Source organism: Bradyrhizobium sp. P2_E8 (assembly GCF_056403875.1).
Genome location: NZ_JBFUES010001276.1, coordinates 1 through 1,810 on the forward strand (window position 1 = coordinate 1; position 1,810 = coordinate 1,810).

Sequence of the window (1,810 nt, forward strand, 5' to 3'; positions counted from 1 at the left end):
CGCCAACCCGGATCGACCGCGGATCGGCGACAGTGCCGCGCGTCGCGACGAATATGTCGACCTCGGCCAGGTGCCTTATCTGGAGTTCCCCGCCTCGAACCTCGCGGCGGTGGACGACCAGGGTGGCCGGCTCAGGATACTCGTCAAATTTCTCGGCCTCYTCGGCCCGCAGGGCGCCCTGCCCCTTGCCACCACCGATGAAAGCCTCAGCTGGTGGCTGATGCGGGATGACGCCTTCCCCCGCTTTCTCGACCTCCTCAACGGACGCTTCCTGCAACTCTTCTTTCGTGCCTGGGCCGACGCGCGCCCGATCGCGCAGCATGACCGCCCGGCGGACGATCGCTTCATTGCCTATGTCGGCTCCTTCGCCGGCTTGGGCTCCGATGTTTTCGCCGATCGCGATGCGGTTCCGGACATGGCGAAGCTCAGCTTCGCTGGACTGGTCGCGCCCAGGGCAAAGTGTGCATCACGGTTGACGCGGTTCTTGCAAGGACTGTTCGACGTCAAGGTCGAGATCGACGAATTCGTCGGCACCTGGCTCTCATTCGACCCAAGTCACTGCAGCCGGCTCGGCGGAACGCATGCGAGGCTCGGCCAGGACGCCCTTCTCGGCTCGCGTGTGTTCAGCGTCGAGGACAAGATCAGAGTTCGGGTCTTTGTCAGAACTTTTGCTCAGTACGAACAATTCCTGCCGACCGAAACGCCCAACCTGTCGGCGCCATTGGCCGACGCCGTTTTCTTCTATGTTGGCGACGAACTGGAATGGGAGGTGGAGCTCGCCATTCCTGCTGGCGAGGTCGTACCGGTCAGGCTGGGACAGAGTGGACGACTTGGATGGACCACCTGGGTCTCGCCGAACTGGACTTCGACGGAAGAATATCGCCGCGATGCCCGCTTTCAGCTCGGCGAACGATTGAGAGCCCGCCGGAGTGCCGCAGCCAATGCCGCGGCGGTTTGAACCTATCCATCGCGCTGATCGCCTAATGCTATGGAATTTGAAGCGATTTCCGCATGATGGCAAGCATCCGCGGAGGAATTGAGCAGGAGGAGCCGCCGTGACCGACATCAGCATTGAAGCTGTAACGGGCAAGCTGAACCGGGCCGGCTATGATGCCTTCATACAGGCCCTGCGCCACGCAAAGAGCGCCGGCAATCGCAACGTCGAGCTTGCGCACTGGCTGTTTCATATCCTGCAGCAGGAACGCAACGATCTCAGCCTCTCGGTCGATCATTACAAGCTCGACCGGGCACGCTTGTTGTCGGACCTTGCCGGCGTGATCAATGGCTTTCGTAAGAACGAAACCGACATGCCGGGCGTCGCCAATTCGGTCATCGATCTGCTCGATCGGGGCTGGCATTATGCCACGCTCTTCTTTGGCGAGACCCAGATCCGTACCGGTCATCTGCTTGTGGCAGGCCTGAAATCGAACGATATTCGTCGCACGTTGAACAACCTCTCGCAGGAATTTTCCAAGGTCAACGTCGACGCACTGGCCGCGGAGCGCCGCGCCGTCTGGGCCGGCTCCGACGAGGAGACCATGCGGCCGATGGACGGTTCGGGCCTGGTCGGCGCCGGCACGGAAGGCGCGGCCCAAGCGGGTCCCAAGGGGACGACGCCGCTCGACCGGTTCTCCCAGGATCTCACCGCCAAGGCCAAATCGGGCGAGATGGATCCGATCCTTGGCCGGGACGAAGAAATCCGCCAACTGATCGACGTGTTGATGCGTCGGCGGCAGAACAATCCAATCCTCACCGGCGAGGCTGGCGTCGGCAAGACCGCAGTTGTCGAGGGCTTCGCGCAGCGTATCGC

General features: G+C 62.2%; 1 protein-coding gene and 1 pseudogene. Both read left to right on the forward strand.

The window, feature by feature from the left end:
* Positions 1 to 958, forward strand: a 958-nt coding sequence (gene tssG, locus AC1D00_RS39485; protein WP_477014414.1) for a type VI secretion system baseplate subunit TssG, incomplete at its 5' end; no start/stop codon positions are given.
* Positions 959 to 1,055: 97 nt separating this feature from the next.
* Positions 1,056 to 1,810 (forward strand): annotated as a pseudogene (locus AC1D00_RS39490) (type VI secretion system ATPase TssH); the annotation flags it as partial.